This window comes from Pseudomonadota bacterium (assembly GCA_039818985.1).
Taxonomy (GTDB): domain Bacteria; phylum Pseudomonadota; class Alphaproteobacteria; order Sphingomonadales; family Sphingomonadaceae; genus Alterisphingorhabdus.
In genome coordinates, this window is the sequence record JBCBSU010000006.1 from 1 (window position 1) to 511 (window position 511).

1 protein-coding gene is annotated in these 511 nt (G+C 58.7%); it reads right to left on the reverse strand.

Going from position 1 to position 511, the window contains the following annotated elements; all coding sequences use genetic code 11:
* Positions 1 to 446: fasciclin domain-containing protein (locus tag AAFX04_14720; protein MEO1046686.1), on the reverse strand; the 446-nt coding region annotated here is incomplete at its 3' end.
* Positions 447 to 511 lie beyond the last annotated feature (65 nt).

Genomic DNA, 511 nt, shown 5'->3' on the forward strand with positions numbered 1-511 from the left:
TTGACGACGTCTGCGTCGCCAACTTTCACACCGTCTGTTGCGTCGACGGCGACCGTCGCGCCATTGACCGTTTCAACGTCGAGCGTTTTGCCGGCGAGGTCTTTGGATTTCACTTTGCCAGCGACGACATGATAGGTGAGAATGCCGGCGAGTTGATCTTTGTTCTCGGGCTTAAGAAGGTTTTCAACCGTGCCTTCCGGCAGCGCTGCGAACGCTTCGTCCGTCGGCGCGAAAACGGTGAACGGACCTTCGCCGCGTAAGGTGGCCTCAAGGCCTGCCGCTTGGACAGCTGCGACAAGCGTGTTGAAGGAGCCGGCCGCGACGGCGGTGTCGACGATGTCGGCTTTTTCCATCGCCGCATCTTTCTTCTCATGATGGCCGGCGTAAGCCGCCCCGGTCAGCATCGTCAAAGCAGCGCCGGCGGCGAGAATGGACTTCAAAGACATATGGGTAATCTCCGCATGTTGTATATGTCAGCGGTTACGCCGCACATGCGCCGTTGGTTCGGAAA